This is a genomic window from Novosphingobium sp. 9 (assembly GCF_025340265.1).
In the GTDB taxonomy this organism is placed as follows: Bacteria; Pseudomonadota; Alphaproteobacteria; order Sphingomonadales; family Sphingomonadaceae; genus Novosphingobium.
The window spans coordinates 1,013,647-1,030,207 of sequence record NZ_CP022707.1; the positions used below are offsets into that span (position 1 = coordinate 1,013,647).

The following is a 16,561-nucleotide window of genomic DNA, read 5'->3' on the forward strand; positions in this document are numbered from 1 at the left end:
GTGGATTAGGCAACATCCTTTTAGATAGGACCTTTCGCGATTCACCGCCCACTGATGCGTTGCCCCTGCGTCATGTTGCACTGCGGCGTTTTGTGTATCTTGCTGATTTTGGAGTGTGAGTTTAAGGGTTGTTTCGTATTCGTATTTGTAGACGGGGACATGGCTTGAGGGTCTGGGATATTTGGGCTCGGAGTGTTCCGTGCGCTTTGGTTTGTCTGGCGCTTTCGGGGTGCGGGAGCACGCCGGCGCCGCCGGTTGTGGGCCGTATATCGCCGCCTGCTGTGACGTCCCAGGGGCAGGAGGCGTTCGTGTCTCCGGGTGCGGGGAACGGTGTTCTTCGTGCAGGGGACGTGATTTCGGTTCAGGTTTTCCGGGAGGCTGACCTGTCTCTGGATGCGACGCCGATTGCCGAGGACGGGACGATTGCGCTGCCGCTGATCGGAACGATCAAGGCGGCGGGCCTGACGCCGGCGCAGCTTTCGCAGCAGGTGACGCAGCGTCTGTCGAAGACATATCTGGTCTCGCCACAGGTGACGGTCAACCTTCAGCAGTATGCCTCGCACCTGGTGTCGGTCGAGGGCGCTGTGGAGAAGCCCGGGGTCTATCCGTTTGCGGGCGAGGCCCGTCTGTCGAGCGCGGTGGCGCTGGCGGGCGGCACCAGCGATGTCGCCAAGATGAAGCAGGTGGTGATCTTCCGCCACGATGCGCAGGGGCAGAGCGTTGCGGTGTTCGACTATTCGGCAGTTCAGGCCGGGACGATGATCGACCCGGTGCTGATGCCGGGTGACCGGGTCGTGGTGGGGCTTTCGGGCATGACCCAGGCCTGGCAGGATCTGGTCAAGTCGCTTCCGGCTCTTGCCATTTTCACGCGTTTGTAAGGGTCTGGATCTCCATGGATAATCATGAACTGGCGCCTGTGGCGTCATCCTGGGCGGATCGTTACATAGCCGACGAACGGGGCGCGGGAGACTATCCTGCGGCGGCGCAGGGCGCAGGGATGATCAGCATGGCGCAGGTGCGCGGGGCGCTGTGGCGCCAGCGCTATGTCGTCGGCGGGATCGTGCTGGTGTGCCTGGTGCTGGGTCTGGTGGCGACGCTGCTGATGCGGCCGGTCTACCAGGCGACGGCGACGGTGCGGGTCGACCAGCAGATGGGGCAGATCGTGGAAGGTCAGGACCTGGCCAACCCGATGATCGCCTCGAACGAGTTGCCGCGCTATCTCAAGACGCTTTCGGCGGTGATCGGCAGCCATTCGATGGCGCTGCGGGTCGCCGATAAGCTGGGTCTGGATCGCGATCCGGCATTTGTTGGCGACGACAAGGGCGATGGCAAGCTGCAGACCCGGCAGGCCCGTCTGGATCGGGCGGCGCGCAAGATCGCGGCGAACGTGTCGGTCGATGCGCCGGGCGATACGCGGATCATGGCGATCTCGTACAAGTCGCCCGGTCGCGAGGAGGCGGCGCGTCTGGCGAATGCCTACGCCAGCCTGTTCGTGGCCGATGACGCGCAGCGTTCGATGGATACCAACAGCTACGCGCGCCAGGTCCTGCAGCAGCAGATCGATGCGACGCGCGACCAGCTGGCCAAGTCGGAAATGCAGGCGGTGAACTATGCGCGTGCGAACCAGCTGATCATGCCGATGGGCAGCGGAAGCGGCGGCGGCGATGGCGGTTCGAGCGACGGCCAGAGCGGCGGCGGCGGCGGTGGCGCCCAGACCCTGACCGGGGCGACGCTGATGTCGATGAACAGTGCCCGTTCGGGACTGGTATCGGCGCGGATCCAGGCCGAACAGCACTGGAACGTGGTGTCCGGCATGCCGGCGCTGAGCATTCCCGAGGTGCAGCAGAACTCGGCGATCCAGACGCTGCAGGGGCAGCGTGCGGATCTGGCCGGGCAGCTGGCGCAGCTGAAGCAGCGTTACAAGGCGGGCTATCCGCAGGTTGACGAGCTGACGATGCAGATCCACTCGCTCGACCAGCAGATCGCGCAGACGGCCAGCCAGATCAAGGCGTCGATCAAGGCGCAGTACGAGGTGGCCAAGCAGCAGGAAGGGGCGATGGATACCGAGATCACGAAGGTCTCGAGCCAGACGCTTGCCGAGCAGGATCGCCAGGTCGAATACAGCCTGCTGAACCGCAACACCGATGCGTTGCGCCAGCAGATGACCTCGCTGATGCAGCGCTACAACGAGATCGCTTCGGCCTCGGATATCCATGCGAACAATCTGACGCTGCTGGATACGGCCGAAGCCCCGGCCTCGGCGGTCTCGCCCAACATCTACAAGAACATGATGCTGGCGCTGGGCGCGGGTATCGTGCTGGCCTTCGGCGCTGCGCTGCTGCGCGAGATGCTCGACGACAGCCTGCACTCGCCCGAGGACGTGGAAGCCAAGCTGGGCGTGCACCTGCTGGGGATCACGCCGCATGTCGAGGTGGACAAGCTGGAGGAGGCGATGGGTCGCGCAGGGGCGCTGTCGGAGGCTTATGCCTCGCTGCGCACGGCGATCGAATATGCCGCTCCGGCGATCCCGCACCGCGTGATCCAGTTCACCTCGAGCCAGGCCTCGGAGGGCAAGACGACGACCTCGACGTCGCTGGCAGGTCAGTACGCGGCGCTGGGTCGCCGGGTGCTGGTGATCGACGCAGACTTGCGCAAGCCCACGATCGGGCGGGCACTGATCGGTCGCAAGGCCGAGCATGGTCTGGTCGACGTGCTGCTGGGGCATCGCACGTTCGAGGACGTGGTGGTGTCGGTGTCCGGCAGCATGGACGTGATCCCGTGCGGACATATCCCGCCCAACCCGGTGGAAATCCTCTCGTCGGCGGCCTTTGCGCAGTTCATCGAGAGCCATCGCAAGGCCTACGATCTGGTGCTGATCGATTCGCCGCCGGTGATCGGTCTGGCCGACGCGGTGCTGATCGGCCGCGTCGCCGATCACATCGTCTTCGTGGTCGAGGCCAACCGCTCGCACTTCGGCCAGGCCAAGGCCGCGATGCGCCGCCTCGGACAGGTCCACGCCAAGGTCATCGGCGCCGTCCTCACCAAGTACCGCGCTCAGGAAGCCGGACACTCATACGAATACGCATACAACTACTATTCATACGGAAAAGAAAACTGACACATATATAAAAAGGGGGATGATCCCTTCAAGATAGCGCTCCCGAACCGGTCGGGGGCGCTATTGCGTTGTGAAAGATGTGCAGGCCACGCAACAGGCCAATAAGGAGCGGTCAGCCGTGAGAGCCCAGTCCCCCTATGCTGCCCGCGGACACACGCCGCTATGGAAGCAGCGTGTCGTGCATTTGCAGTTTCTCTTGGTGGCCGCCTTGCTGTTCGGCGGAGGTGGGGTGGGATATGGCCTTGCCAATGCATGCGTCCAGATCCTCGCATTGGTGCTGCTGGCGCTCAACGGCCATGTCGTTGCGCGCTTTTTCCGTCATGCGCCGTGGCCGGTGCTTGGCCTGCTTGTTCTGACGATGTTGTGGCCCTTGTTGCAGCTTGTGCCGCTGCCCTATGCGATGTGGAGCCGATTGCCCGGCCGGGATATCGTCGAGCAATCGCTGTCTCTTGTGACCGACCCGCAAGGCGCCTGGTTCCCTGTCTCCATGGACTCCATGCGCACGCTTACGGCTTTTGTCGGGACCATCGTGCCGGCAACGGTTCTGGTGCTGGGCTGGGGTATTTCGGGGCGGGATCGCCACCGGCTGCTATGGACGCTGGCTATCCTTGCGCTTGGCAGTGTCTTGCTGGGCGTATTCCAGCTCAGCGGGGCGGTGCCGCTGATCTATGCGACCAATGACCTTGGTATGACCAAGGTCGTCCACGGGACGTTTGCCAATCGCAATTCGGCCGGGGTGTTTCTCGATGTCGCGCTGGCGATACTTTGCATATTGCCTCTGCGTTCGGTGACCCTTGCCAATCTGGCTTTGCGGGTGGGGCTTTTCGCGCTGCTTGGTCTGGGTGTGATCGGCACGATGTCGCGGTCGGGAACGGCCCTGCTCTTGCTGCCGGTTCTTTTCTGCCTTGTTCGGCTGTGGGCAACCAGAAAGGAGTGGATCGGAAAGGACCGCCAAGGCGTAAGGCAGGGGATATCGCGGGGTTGGCTGTTGGTGTTTGCTGTCGGCGGTCTGCTGGTTATTGGCGCGGTGGCCGGGGCCGGCGGTGGCAGGCTTGCCTCCACCTTCGAGCGTTACCAGAACTTGAAGGACCAGCGCCCGGAAATCTGGGCGGATGCGATCGATTCGGCCAAGCGCTATTGGCCTGTTGGCGCCGGCACGGGAACTTTCGACGAGGTTTTCCAGGCTGACGAATCGCTTGAATATGTGACTGAGCGTCGTGCCGGGCGGGCGCACAACGATTATATCGAGATGGCTGTGGAATCCGGTCCTTTTGCGGAACTGATCGCACTGGCCTGGGTGTTGGCGGTTCTTGCGTCGGTCTGGTGCGTTCGCAAGCGGGAAGATCGCTGGACGCTATGGGCCTCTGCGGTAGGGCTGGGATGCTTCATCCTGCAATCGGGCATCGACTATCCGCTTCGCAATCAGGCCAATCTTTGCGTGGCTGGCCTGTTGTTCGCTCTCTGCGCGACGGCTTTTCGACCGCGTAATATGGAGTCAGCAGCATGAAGCGGCTGGTATGGATCCTGGCGCTGGCGTTCGTCGGCATGCTGGTTGTCGGTGTGGAACTGGATCGATCGGCCCGGATGGACTCGTCGCTGGACGATTACGTTCCAGCGCTCTTTCAGTCGTTTGCTTTGGAAAATGAGGTGGACGGGGCCGGAAGCCAGTCTCTGGACGGCGAGCAATTAGATGACGCGCGTAAATTGCTGCGTCAGCGCCCGGTCCCGGCTGAGCATCTCAGGGCTTTGGCATTGGCTGAAATCGCCGCTGGCAACGATGCCGTGGGCCAGCAGGCGATGGCCTTTGCCGCAGGACGGGGCTGGCGTGATCCGGTCGTTCAGGCGACGATGGTGCGGGCTGGGGCGCAGGCCGGGGCGTGGGATATCGCTGCGCAGCGCCTGGCCGCGCTTTGGGCGGTGGTGAACGATCGGCAGACGCTGAACGATCTTACCCATCTGGTCGCACAGACCGAGCAGGGACGAGCGGCGCTTGCTCAGCAACTGGCGGGCAATATACCGGCGCGCGATGGGATGATGCGCTGGATCGCAGGCAACCTTACGCCGCAGCAGGCGGCATCTGTTGCGATGGCTGCTCAGGCGCATGGAGCCAGATTTGACTGCGGGCAGATGGCTGATGTGGCGCGCAAGGTTGTCGTGTCGGATGGTGATGCCGAGCTTGCACAGGCGCTCTGGAACGGGCGCTGCAGTCGTAATTCGGCGCCGTCGCAGCCCGGTGATGTTCGCTTTGTATCATCTGCTCCTACCGGGGATACAGGGCCGTTCGGGTGGCAGCTGACTCAGAACTCGGCAGTATCTGCCGACCTCGAAGGAAGCGGAGGCGACGTTTCACTTAGCGTTCACAATGGCGGTTCGGTGCCTGCAAAGTTTGCGGAACGCATTGTCACGCTGGCGTCGGGGGCGCATCTGCTAAAGCTGTCCGCGAATGCGTCGGGCAGCGGTGCACGAGGAGTTTCGGTCGCCATGTTCTGTCTGCCTGACGGCGTTCCGCTTGCCGGGGCGGCGAGCAATGGAGGAAGCCTCTTTCAGATCCCCGCTGCGGGATGTCGCGCTCAGAAGCTCATTCTCACCGCCTCTCCGGGAGATATCGAGGGCCTGCGTATTTCTTCGGAAGGGTGAAGGCAAGGCCTGCAACCGGTCATCGCCTTGCGTTGGAAGGCGATGACCGGTTGCAGGCCTTTATTTTGGCTGGCCCTCTATCTTGAATGCCGGGTCTTGCGCACTGGTGCGCTGAGAATCTGACGATATTTCCATGCTGTGCCGGCAATCGTCAGGCATGCGGCAAGGTCGATGAGGTAGTTCGGTCGCAGGATGCCGCCGTGATAAAGCAGGGCATCGACCCCATGCAGCGATATCATCCGAAGGGTAACCAGCAGTATCTCTGCCACTGCTGCAATCCGCGAGGCCAGTATCATAAGGGCGGCCGGATGCATGGCTGCACGGCGCTTCGAGGTCTTGTACAGGATCCAGCAGGAGGCTCCAGTTGTCACTGCGATGATAAGCAGGACAAGCGGGGTCTGCAGGTCACGCCTTTCTGAATAGACCTGATCTGCCCTGGCGATGCCGCGCATCGTATCGGAAAAATTCTGTTCGACGTTGAACAGCCGCATGCAGATCATCACGACGAACAGCCCAATCATCAGCCACCAGTTGATCTTGTCTTTTGTCGGAAGACTCCTGCCGATGCCGAAAAGGGCCGTGCGTAGCGTGACGGCCGCACACAGCGCATAAAGGATGATGGCGAACAGGGCTGCTGGAGACATCTGGCTGTTTTATCCGGTTGGCGTTGCGTCGCGGGAAGGCGGCTCTGCATTTTACGCAGACAAGAGCGTTGTTAGCATAAATTGGCAGTCGTGGAATGGATGCCAGGATTGCAATTGGGGCAAACCTGTTTCGCGTGGAGCGCTGTTTTTCGCCATATTTTCTGAAATGCGAAGGGGCTTTGGGCTGATATTTTCTGCCAGATAAGTCAATCTCCGAAAATTTCTATAAATCCCTGCTTATATTCTAAATTACGTCAATTTTTTTGATATGAATGTCCTAATTATCCAGTGAAAATGGGATGTTGAGTGCGGTATTTGGATTCTGGTGCAATTTTTCCTCGATGCGCAGAAAGGTGATATTCGAATTTTGTGTATCTTGCTGATTTTGGAGTGTGAGTTTAAGGGTTGTTTCGTATTCGTATTTGTAGACGGGGACATGGCTTGAGGGTCTGGGATATTTGGGCTCGGAGTGTTCCGTGCGCTTTGGTTTGTCTGGCGCTTTCGGGGTGCGGGAGCACGCCGGCGCCGCCGGTTGTGGGCCGTATATCGCCGCCTGCTGTGACGTCCCAGGGGCAGGAGGCGTTCGTGTCTCCGGGTGCGGGGAACGGTGTTCTTCGTGCAGGGGACGTGATTTCGGTTCAGGTTTTCCGGGAGGCTGACCTGTCTCTGGATGCGACGCCGATTGCCGAGGACGGGACGATTGCGCTGCCGCTGATCGGAACGATCAAGGCGGCGGGCCTGACGCCGGCGCAGCTTTCGCAGCAGGTGACGCAGCGTCTGTCGAAGACATATCTGGTCTCGCCACAGGTGACGGTCAACCTTCAGCAGTATGCCTCGCACCTGGTGTCGGTCGAGGGCGCTGTGGAGAAGCCCGGGGTCTATCCGTTTGCGGGCGAGGCCCGTCTGTCGAGCGCGGTGGCGCTGGCGGGCGGCACCAGCGATGTCGCCAAGATGAAGCAGGTGGTGATCTTCCGCCACGATGCGCAGGGGCAGAGCGTTGCGGTGTTCGACTATTCGGCAGTTCAGGCCGGGACGATGATCGACCCGGTGCTGATGCCGGGTGACCGGGTCGTGGTGGGGCTTTCGGGCATGACCCAGGCCTGGCAGGATCTGGTCAAGTCGCTTCCGGCTCTTGCCATTTTCACGCGTTTGTAAGGGTCTGGATCTCCATGGATAATCATGAACTGGCGCCTGTGGCGTCATCCTGGGCGGATCGTTACATAGCCGACGAACGGGGCGCGGGAGACTATCCTGCGGCGGCGCAGGGCGCAGGGATGATCAGCATGGCGCAGGTGCGCGGGGCGCTGTGGCGCCAGCGCTATGTCGTCGGCGGGATCGTGCTGGTGTGCCTGGTGCTGGGTCTGGTGGCGACGCTGCTGATGCGGCCGGTCTACCAGGCGACGGCGACGGTGCGGGTCGACCAGCAGATGGGGCAGATCGTGGAAGGTCAGGACCTGGCCAACCCGATGATCGCCTCGAACGAGTTGCCGCGCTATCTCAAGACGCTTTCGGCGGTGATCGGCAGCCATTCGATGGCGCTGCGGGTCGCCGATAAGCTGGGTCTGGATCGCGATCCGGCATTTGTTGGCGACGACAAGGGCGATGGCAAGCTGCAGACCCGGCAGGCCCGTCTGGATCGGGCGGCGCGCAAGATCGCGGCGAACGTGTCGGTCGATGCGCCGGGCGATACGCGGATCATGGCGATCTCGTACAAGTCGCCCGGTCGCGAGGAGGCGGCGCGTCTGGCGAATGCCTACGCCAGCCTGTTCGTGGCCGATGACGCGCAGCGTTCGATGGATACCAACAGCTACGCGCGCCAGGTCCTGCAGCAGCAGATCGATGCGACGCGCGACCAGCTGGCCAAGTCGGAAATGCAGGCGGTGAACTATGCGCGTGCGAACCAGCTGATCATGCCGATGGGCAGCGGAAGCGGCGGCGGCGATGGCGGTTCGAGCGACGGCCAGAGCGGCGGCGGCGGCGGTGGCGCCCAGACCCTGACCGGGGCGACGCTGATGTCGATGAACAGTGCCCGTTCGGGACTGGTATCGGCGCGGATCCAGGCCGAACAGCACTGGAACGTGGTGTCCGGCATGCCGGCGCTGAGCATTCCCGAGGTGCAGCAGAACTCGGCGATCCAGACGCTGCAGGGGCAGCGTGCGGATCTGGCCGGGCAGCTGGCGCAGCTGAAGCAGCGTTACAAGGCGGGCTATCCGCAGGTTGACGAGCTGACGATGCAGATCCACTCGCTCGACCAGCAGATCGCGCAGACGGCCAGCCAGATCAAGGCGTCGATCAAGGCGCAGTACGAGGTGGCCAAGCAGCAGGAAGGGGCGATGGATACCGAGATCACGAAGGTCTCGAGCCAGACGCTTGCCGAGCAGGATCGCCAGGTCGAATACAGCCTGCTGAACCGCAACACCGATGCGTTGCGCCAGCAGATGACCTCGCTGATGCAGCGCTACAACGAGATCGCTTCGGCCTCGGATATCCATGCGAACAATCTGACGCTGCTGGATACGGCCGAAGCCCCGGCCTCGGCGGTCTCGCCCAACATCTACAAGAACATGATGCTGGCGCTGGGCGCGGGTATCGTGCTGGCCTTCGGCGCTGCGCTGCTGCGCGAGATGCTCGACGACAGCCTGCACTCGCCCGAGGACGTGGAAGCCAAGCTGGGCGTGCACCTGCTGGGGATCACGCCGCATGTCGAGGTGGACAAGCTGGAGGAGGCGATGGGTCGCGCAGGGGCGCTGTCGGAGGCTTATGCCTCGCTGCGCACGGCGATCGAATATGCCGCCCCGGCGATCCCGCACCGCGTGATCCAGTTCACCTCGAGCCAGGCCTCGGAAGGCAAGACGACGACCTCGACTTCGCTGGCAGGTCAGTACGCGGCGCTGGGCCGCCGGGTGCTGGTGATCGACGCAGACTTGCGCAAGCCCACGATCGGGCGGGCGCTGATCGGTCGCAAGGCCGAGCATGGTCTGGTCGACGTGCTGCTGGGGCACCGCACGTTCGAGGACGTGGCGGTGTCGGTGTCCGGCAGCATGGACGTGATCCCGTGCGGGCATATCCCGCCCAACCCGGTGGAAATCCTCTCGTCGGCGGCCTTTGCGCAGTTCATCGAGAGCCATCGCAAGGCCTACGATCTGGTGCTGATCGATTCGCCGCCGGTGATCGGTCTGGCCGACGCGGTGCTGATCGGCCGCGTCGCCGATCACATCGTCTTCGTGGTCGAGGCCAACCGTTCGCACTTCGGCCAGGCCAAGGCCGCGATGCGCCGCCTCGGACAGGTCCACGCCAAGGTCATCGGCGCCGTCCTCACCAAGTACCGCGCTCAGGAAGCCGGGCACTCATACGAATATGCATACAACTACTATTCATACGGAAAAGAAAACTGACACATATATAATTAAAAAAAGGGGGGTCATGGGTCTCCTCTTTCTTGGCGGTTGTGTCGAAGCCTAAGAGGCCCCCTTTGTTTTTGGTGCCGTAAAATTCCGCATTCCGCGAATTTTCAAACGGACCTAAGGAAATCTCATGTCTGCATCGACACCGACCGGTGAGCGGCATCTCGATGTCGTGCATGTATCCTGCGACTTTCCGGATCCGATCGTTGCGTTCAAGACGCCGGTCATCCGCACTCTGCTGGAACTGACGCAAAATGATTTCAGCCATCGCGTCTATTCGCTGAACCGCCAGTCGCCGTCAGCGCTTTCGTTTGGCAAATCGGTGATTGCAGGGCTGGGAAAGCCTGGCCTGACGATGCGGGCACAACCGTTCGAATGGGGAGAGGCGATCGAATACGAGGCGCCCGGTCGGGGCCTGTTTCTCGCAACGCTCATGCGGCAGGTCGGTGAAGAACTGGCTGCCGATCTGCGGGCTTCCGGCCGCGTGCCGGATCTTCTGGTGGCGCACAAGCTGTCGATCGAGGGTATCGCGGTTCAGCGCGCGGCCTTTTTGCTCGACCGGCCATATGCTCTGTCGATCCAGGGGGATACCGACACCAAGGTGTTGGCCGCGCGTCCGGACCTGAAGCGCGCCTTTGCCGGGATATTCCATGGCGCGGCCATGGTCTTTCCGTTTGCGCCCTGGTCGCTGCGGCAGGTCGAAGGCAGGTTGGGGGCGCGAAGCGGGCCTTGTATTGCCCTGCCATGCCCGACCGATCTTGACGAGCCGCTGCCCCCCTTGCGGGGGCGAGGGGCTGATCACCGCGTTCCATCTCAAGAATCACGCGCGCAAGAATCTGAAAGGTATGGTCGCGGCGCTTCGTTTGCTCGACGGAGAAGGCTTTCATGCCCGGCTTGGCGTGATCGGTGGCGGTAACGAGGAGCAGGTCGGCGCCTGCCGGGATATCGTGGTCGCGCATGCCGGAACGCATCTGGAAGGCGCGCTTGACCGCTCGGCCCTGCGCCAGCGCATGCGGCAGGCGCGCGCGTTCGTATGTCCTTCATTGCGCGAGAGCTTCGGGCTCGTATTCATCGAGGCGCTGTTTGCCGGTCTGCCCATCGTTTACCCGAAAGGGACAGCGGTTGACGGCTATTTTGACGGTCACGACTTCGCGATTGCCGTCGATGCCCGCGACCCCCGGTCGATCGCGCTAGGTATGCGCCGGGCCATCGAGGAAGAGGCGCAGCTCAAGGCCAGTCTTGCGCGGTGGCAAGGCAGTGCCGAGGCCAGACGCTTTCAACGTGCCAGCATCGGCGAGGCTTTTGCATCGGGCCTGCGGATGGCCGCAACCGCAGGATAGCTCGTCTTGCGCCCGTGGGTCAGGCGGGAGTTGCGACTTCGCTTGCCGCTGCTGGCGTCTTGGCGGCCAGCGCATTCACGAAATCCTCGCGCCAGCGAATCACATCCTGTTCACGGACCGATGCGAGCAGTTTCTCGTGCCGCTTCTTGCGTTCGGCCAGAGGCATGGTGAGTGCGCGTTCTATAGCTTCGGAGACATGCTCGATCGAGTGCGGGTTGATGAGGAGTGCATCCTTGAGCTGGTGCGCGGCGCCTGCGAATTGCGAGAGGATCAGCACGCCGGGATTCTCCGGATCCTGCGCGGCGATGTATTCCTTGGCAACGAGGTTCATGCCGTCGCGCAGGGGAGTAACGAGCCCGATGTCGGCCGCCCGGTAAAACCCCGCGAGTTGTGCGCGCGGATAGCCGCGGTTGACGTAGCGGATGGGGACGAAGCCGACGTCCGCATGGGCCCCGTTGATGTGGCCGGTCTTGCGTTCGAGATCTTCGCGAATCTGCTGGTAGCTGGCGACATCCCCGCGTGAAGGCGGGGCGATCTGGAGGAGTACCACGTCTCCGGCGTTATCGGGATGGTCGCCCAGATAGCGCCCGAAACTCTCGAAACGTTCGCCAAGGCCTTTGGAATAGTCGAGGCGATCGACACCGATCATGATCTTGCGGCCGCGGACGCTGGATTTCAGACGCTCATAGGCCTCCTGCGCTTCGGCGCCGCGTGAGGCTTCGGTGAATTCTTCGTAATCGACCCCGATCGGGAAAGCACGGGCCAGTACCTTGCGGCCATTGTATTCGATGGTGTTGTCGAGGCCGACCTTCAGCCCCATTTCCTTCTGGACGTAGTGCAGGAAGCTTTCCAGCCACTCGGTCGTCTGGAAGCCGATCACGTCACACTCCAGCATCGAGGATACCAGTCGCTCGTGGAACGGCAGCGAGGTCAGCAGGCGTGTCGGCGGCCAGGGCGTATGCAGGAACAGGCCGATGCGGTTCTTTATCCCGCGTCGACGCAGCATCGAGCCCAGTGGCAGCAGATGATAATCGTGGATCCACACAAGATCGTCAGGCTCGATCAGGGGGGATACGCTGTCGGCGAAGCGTTCGTTGACGCGTTCATAGCCTTCGCCGAAATTGCGGTCGTATTCGGTCAGGTCGATACGATAGTGAAACAGCGGCCAGAGCGTCCGGTTGGCATAGCCGTTGTAGTATTCCTCGACGTCCTGGGGTTCCAGGTCGATCGTTGCAGTGGTGACATCGTCGTTGCGTTGCATGTCGAGGTGGCCGGTGAACTCCTCGGTTTCCTGCCCCGACCAGCCAAACCAGATACCGCGATGCTCGCGCAGTGCAGAATTGAGCGCCACGGCAAGCCCCCCTTGCGCGCCGGCTGCGCCCGCAGCCTTGGGCACCGAAACCCGGTTGGAGATCACGACAAGTCGTTTCATTTTCTGCCCCTATTCGCGCTTTACACAGCGCCCGCAGGAGGCGCGCCTCAGCGCCAGTCCCGCCAGGACCGGGACAATTGCCCGGCACAGTTGATGATACCAACAAGCGAATAGGTCTGGGGAAAGTTCCCCCAAAGCTCACTCGTCTCGAAGTCCATGTCCTCGGACAGAAGTCCCGATTTCGTCCGGTGGCTCAGCATCGCTTCGAACAGGCGGCGTGCTTCCTCATCGTTTCCGGAGCGATGCAGGGCCTCGATCAGCCAGAAGGTGCAGATGTTGAAAGCGGTTTCGGGCAGGCCGAAATCGTCTTCGTTGTCATAGCGCAGCATGTGCTCGCCGCGCCGTAGCGCGTTCTGTACCGCCTCCAGCGTCGACTGGAAGCGCGGATCGGCGGCGTCGACGAACCGCAGCTCGACCATCTGCAACAGGCTGGCATCGAGCTGCGAGCCGCCGAAGCTGGCGGCATAGTGGCCGCCCGCCGTATGTCCTTCGATTTCGTGCCAGGCCTTCTCGTCGATGGTGGCCCGAATGGTGTCTGCGCGATCACGCCATAGATCGGCGCGTTCGGTGAGGTCGAGGTGCTCGGCGGCATTGGCGAGGCGGTCGCACGCGGCCCAGCACATCACGCTCGTGTAAGTGTGGACGGCCGTGCGGGTGCGCAGTTCCCACAGGCCCGCATCGGGCTGATCGTGGGTCTTCCAGGCCATTTCGCCCACGCGTTCGAGGCTGGCGAAGTCGTCATGCGTTGCCGGGCGCAAAAGGCGCTCGTCAGAGAAGGCCTGGATCGAGGGGAGGACGATCTGGCCATAGCAGTCGTTCTGAATCTGGTAGTAGGCCGCGTTGCCGATCCGCACGGGGCCCATACCGCGATAGCCGGCAAGATCCTTGGCTTCCCACTCGATGATCTCGCGTCCGCCGCTGACAGCATAGAGCGGCTGGATCGCGCCGCCTTCGGCATCGTCGATGATGTTGCGAAGATAGGCGAGGTACTTTTCCAGCACGTCGAGCGCACCGAGGTGGTTGAGCGCCTGAACCGTATAGTAGGCGTCGCGAATCCAGCAGTAGCGGTAGTCCCAGTTGCGCTGGGAGCCGGGCGCTTCGGGGATCGAGGTGGTGAGCGCGGCGACGATCGCGCCGGTTTCCTCATGCTGGCACAGCTTCAGCGTGATCGCGGCGCGGATAACCGCGTCCTGCCAGTCCATCGGCGTGGCAAGGCCGCGTACCCAGTTCATCCAGTAAGACTGAGTAAGCAGTCGCATCGTTTCCAGTTCGTGGCTGACGTCGCCGACGAACGGCTCATCGGGGCCGAGGAAGAAGTGCAGGGGCCGCTCGACGCGGAAGTAGCGCTCGTCGAGGATGTAGCCCACCGGTGCATCGGTGGTAAGGCGCAGGGTGTTGCGTTCCACCAGATAGCGGATGTGGTTCGAGCCGTGGGTGATCTGTGCCAGATGGCTGCCATAACCGCTCATCGGGGTGAGGATCGCACGGATGCGGGGCGAGCCTTTCACCGGCTTGACGATGCGCGCATAGGCGATCGGGCGATAGGTGCGCCCGAGCCGCTCGAAGCGCGGGCAGAAGTCGATCACATCGACGATCCCGCCGTTGGCGTCTTCCAGCCGGGTCACGAGGATGGGGGTGTTGCGCACGTAGCCTTGCGTGGCCGACACCTGATTTTCCAGCTCAAAGCGCCAGGTCCCGGCGTCCTGCCCCTTGTCGCCGCGCAGCAGCGCACAGAAGGTCGGGTCGCCGTCCACACGGGGGACGCAGCCCCAGACGAGCGCGCCTGCCTCGTCGATCAGGCCGGAGACCTGGCAGTTGCCGATGGGCCAGAGTTCGAGCGTGCTCATGCGGGCGGGCTCCTTGGTTGCAGCAGGGGTGTTCTGTGAAGGTACGGTCAAGCCTGGTCTGCTCCACGCAGCCAGTCATGCACGGCAGCCACGCTGTTGAGGCGCCAGTGCGCAGCCGTGGCGCGCGGCGGGCCGATGAGCACGCCGGCGCCGCCATGGCGCTCCATGACTTTGAAGGCGTCCTCGTCGGTCACGTCGTCGCCCAGGAACAGCGGCTTGGTGCCGGCGAACAGCGGCAGGCTCATGAACTTGTCGACGGCGCTGCCCTTGTCCGATCCGGGCATGACCAGTTCGACCACCTGTTTGCCGCGCTTGGTCTTGATCCCGAGTTCGGCCGCCAGCGATTCGGTAAGCTCGATAAGCTGATCCAGCAGATGCGGATGCGTGCGCGTGTGGACGGCCACGCCGAAGGGCTTGGCTTCGACGATCAGGCCACCGTTCGCCTCGGAAAAAGCGCGAAGGCCCTCGACTGCGCGGGCAGGCAGCGGTTCGGCAAGCGGCACGACCGCACTGGTGCCGGTCTCGCGGAATTCGCCGCCATGCGATCCGGCGATCGCAACGTCGAGTGGGCCAAGCAGCGCCTCCAGCGCTTGAATCGAACGGCCGGTGATGATGGCCAGACGTCCTTCAAGTCGCCGGGAGAGCGCCTCGATCCGCGCGCCGAGGTCTTCGGGCACGCGCACCAGGTCCGGGTGGTCGGCAATCTCGACCAGCGTCCCGTCGAAGTCGAGGAACAGCGCGGTCTCGGACGAGACGGTGAGCGGCGGGGGAGGGGGCAGATCGGCGACGGCAGCGTCGCTCCCCGCCCGCGAGAAGGTTTCGCTGGGATGGGTCATTGTGGTCAGTCTTGCACCTTGATCCGGAAAAGGCCACCCCTTGGGGCATTCGGATGACAGGCGGACGAAAGTCACCCGCCGCGACTGCGAACGCATGAGCAGATGACCGGTTCCGGTTTTGAGACGATGCGTGGTCGCATGAATGTTGCATCGCAGAAAAATGAATAGCACAATATGCGCATAGTATTCGGCTTTGCCGTCGTTCGCGCCGAGACCTGTCCGGCGCCGCCCGAGTGTCTGGGGGAATATATGAACACTGTGGTTCCGGTGATCCTCTGCGGAGGAAGCGGTACGCGTTTGTGGCCGCGTAGCCGGGTGTCCCGGCCCAAGCCTTTTCTGCCGCTGATTGGCGAACTGACGCTGTTCGAGGCGACGATCGCGCGCTGTCCGCCTTCGATCGGTTTCGCAGGACCGGTAGTGGTGACGGGGGCGCTGCATCTCGATCATGTCGAGGCGCAACTGGGCGATGTCGAGCAGCCGAGCGTGATCGTCGAGCCCTGCGCGCGCAATACCGCCGCGGCCATCGCGCTGGCGGCGAACCGCTTGCCCGAGGATGCGATCATGCTGGTGTGTCCCAGCGATCACTGGATCGGCCGCCCGGACGCTTTCGCGTCGGCTGCCGTCGCAGCCTCGCAATTGGCCTCGGAAGGCTGGCTGGTCTCGTTCGGGATCGAAGCGACCGCGCCCGAGACCGGCTTTGGCTACCTGCGTCAGGGCGAGGAAATCCTCGGCGGTTCGGGCGCCAAGGGCTTCCGCACTGCCCAGTTCGTTGAAAAGCCGGATCTGGAAACCGCGCGGACGTTTCTTTCGGCGGGCGACTATGCCTGGAACGGCGGGATTTTCGCCTTCCGGGTAAAGGATTTCCTGCGTGAACTGGCGACCCATCGCCCGGATATCGACGCGGCGGTGCGCAAGGCCGTGGAGTCCGGGTGGACCGAGGGGCATCGCTTCCACCCCGACGCGGAGCTCTTCGCGGCGGTGGAGAGCGAATCGGTGGACTATGCGGTCATGGAAAAGACTGCCCGCGCGGCGATGGTCCCGGCGGACATGGAATGGTCAGACATCGGCAATTGGGCGGCGCTCCATGACGCGGTGCCGCGCGACAGCGACGGCAACAGCATCCGCGGGTGCGTGGGTGAACTGGTCGATTGCCGCAATGTGCTGGTAGACAGCGACGGGCCGCGCGTTTCGGTGATCGGGCTGGAGAATGCCATCGTCGTGGTCGACGGCGATGATATCCTCATCACCACGACGGCGGGTGTGCAGAAAGTCGGAAAGCTCTCGGGGGCACGGAACCAGTAGG

13 protein-coding genes are annotated in these 16,561 nt (G+C 62.9%); 9 read left to right on the forward strand and 4 right to left on the reverse strand.

The features are described from left to right. Nucleotides 1-308 precede the first annotated feature (308 nt). From CI805_RS05075 to CI805_RS05090, 4 genes are all read left to right on the forward strand, one after another. On the forward strand, nt 309-878 hold the full coding sequence (locus CI805_RS05075) for a polysaccharide biosynthesis/export family protein (protein ID WP_260926832.1): 570 nt from the start codon (nt 309-311) through the stop codon (nt 876-878). Nucleotides 879-892: 14 nt separating this feature from the next. Beyond that, the gene (locus CI805_RS05080; RefSeq protein ID WP_260926833.1) at nt 893-3,118 is read left to right on the forward strand and encodes a GumC family protein; all 2,226 of its coding nucleotides are present in this window, start codon (nt 893-895) and stop codon (nt 3,116-3,118) included. Nucleotides 3,119-3,236: 118 nt separating this feature from the next. Beyond that, nucleotides 3,237-4,625 (forward strand): O-antigen ligase family protein, encoded by a 1,389-nt coding sequence (locus CI805_RS05085; RefSeq protein WP_260926834.1) that lies wholly within the window; start codon nt 3,237-3,239, stop codon nt 4,623-4,625. Further along, on the forward strand, nt 4,622-5,755 hold the full coding sequence (locus tag CI805_RS05090; RefSeq protein ID WP_260926835.1) for a hypothetical protein: 1,134 nt from the start codon (nt 4,622-4,624) through the stop codon (nt 5,753-5,755). The genes CI805_RS05085 and CI805_RS05090 overlap by 4 nt, the downstream gene beginning before the upstream one ends. A gap of 77 nt (nt 5,756-5,832) precedes the next feature. Here CI805_RS05090 and CI805_RS05095 read toward each other — a convergent pair whose 3' ends face one another. Next, complete coding sequence (locus CI805_RS05095) at nt 5,833-6,399, reverse strand: hypothetical protein (RefSeq protein ID WP_260926836.1); 567 nt, start codon at nt 6,397-6,399, stop codon at nt 5,833-5,835. A gap of 585 nt (nt 6,400-6,984) precedes the next feature. Between CI805_RS05095 and CI805_RS05100 the strand changes: the two genes are divergently transcribed. The 4 genes from CI805_RS05100 (at nt 6,985) to CI805_RS05115 (ending at nt 11,143) form a co-directional block, all read left to right on the forward strand. After that, nucleotides 6,985-7,554, forward strand: coding sequence for a polysaccharide biosynthesis/export family protein (locus CI805_RS05100; protein ID WP_260926832.1), 570 nt, complete (start codon nt 6,985-6,987; stop codon nt 7,552-7,554). 14 nt (nt 7,555-7,568) lie between these two features. Further along, nucleotides 7,569-9,794: a GumC family protein gene (locus CI805_RS05105; RefSeq protein ID WP_260926837.1), complete on the forward strand. Its 2,226-nt coding sequence runs from the start codon at nt 7,569-7,571 to the stop codon at nt 9,792-9,794. A gap of 139 nt (nt 9,795-9,933) precedes the next feature. Continuing rightward, nucleotides 9,934-10,719, forward strand: coding sequence for a hypothetical protein (locus CI805_RS05110; RefSeq protein WP_260926838.1), 786 nt, complete (start codon nt 9,934-9,936; stop codon nt 10,717-10,719). Next, the gene (locus CI805_RS05115) at nt 10,667-11,143 is read left to right on the forward strand and encodes a glycosyltransferase (RefSeq protein ID WP_260926839.1); all 477 of its coding nucleotides are present in this window, start codon (nt 10,667-10,669) and stop codon (nt 11,141-11,143) included. Before CI805_RS05110 ends, CI805_RS05115 begins: the two co-directional genes overlap by 53 nt. 19 nt (nt 11,144-11,162) lie before the next feature. On the opposite strand, the gene otsA is transcribed toward CI805_RS05115, so the two are convergent. The 3 genes from otsA to otsB are packed head-to-tail and all read right to left on the reverse strand — an operon-like array spanning nt 11,163 to nt 15,258. Further along, nucleotides 11,163-12,575: an alpha,alpha-trehalose-phosphate synthase (UDP-forming) gene (otsA, locus tag CI805_RS05120; RefSeq protein ID WP_260926841.1), complete on the reverse strand. Its 1,413-nt coding sequence runs from the start codon at nt 12,573-12,575 to the stop codon at nt 11,163-11,165. Nucleotides 12,576-12,622: 47 nt separating this feature from the next. Beyond that, on the reverse strand, nt 12,623-14,422 hold the full coding sequence (locus tag CI805_RS05125) for a glycoside hydrolase family 15 protein (protein WP_260926843.1): 1,800 nt from the start codon (nt 14,420-14,422) through the stop codon (nt 12,623-12,625). Nucleotides 14,423-14,469: 47 nt separating this feature from the next. Then, complete coding sequence (gene otsB, locus CI805_RS05130) at nt 14,470-15,258, reverse strand: trehalose-phosphatase (RefSeq protein ID WP_260926845.1); 789 nt, start codon at nt 15,256-15,258, stop codon at nt 14,470-14,472. Between the two features lie 249 nt (nt 15,259-15,507). On the opposite strand from otsB, the gene CI805_RS05135 reads away from it, so the two are divergent. Then, nucleotides 15,508-16,560 carry a mannose-1-phosphate guanylyltransferase gene (locus CI805_RS05135; protein WP_260927821.1) on the forward strand — a complete coding sequence of 351 codons (1,053 nt, stop codon included), beginning with the start codon at nt 15,508-15,510 and terminating at the stop codon, nt 16,558-16,560. Nucleotide 16,561: the final 1 nt, after the last annotated feature.